Raw genomic sequence first — 349 nt, 5'->3', positions numbered from 1 at the left:
CGAGCGCGCCAAGCGGCCGCATGAAAGCGCCCACGCCGAAGCTGCCGACGGCGAGCAGCAGCGAGGTCATCGGGTCGCCCGCCGGGAAGAATTTCGCGCCGATCATCGCCGCGAAATAGCCGAACACGGTGAAGTCGAACATCTCGAACGCCGTCACGAGCGAGGCGCTCGCGACGCGTCGGCGGACTTCGCGCGCGGAGGTTTGCGGTGCGTTGGCGCGTGCTTCGGCGTGCGCTTCAGCCGGTTGTTCCAGTGCGTCCTGGCTCGGGGGCATGGTTTCGAAGTTCAGTCGTCAGGGTGCGCGGCGCGCCGCTCAGACCAGCAATTGCCGCGATAACACCTCGCGCGC

The 349-nt window shown here is 67.9% G+C and carries 1 pseudogene; it reads right to left on the bottom strand.

Annotated elements, in window-relative coordinates:
* Positions 1-274 (bottom strand): annotated as a pseudogene (locus tag SB751_RS28725) (hypothetical protein); the annotation flags it as partial.
* Between the last annotated feature and the right edge of the window lie 75 nt (positions 275-349).

This window comes from Cupriavidus sp. SIMBA_020 (genome assembly GCF_046535395.1).
GTDB classification, from domain to species: domain Bacteria; phylum Pseudomonadota; class Gammaproteobacteria; order Burkholderiales; family Burkholderiaceae; genus Cupriavidus; species Cupriavidus campinensis.
Note: the sequence above shows the minus strand (reverse complement) of the source record. Positions and strands in the feature narration are given on the sequence as shown.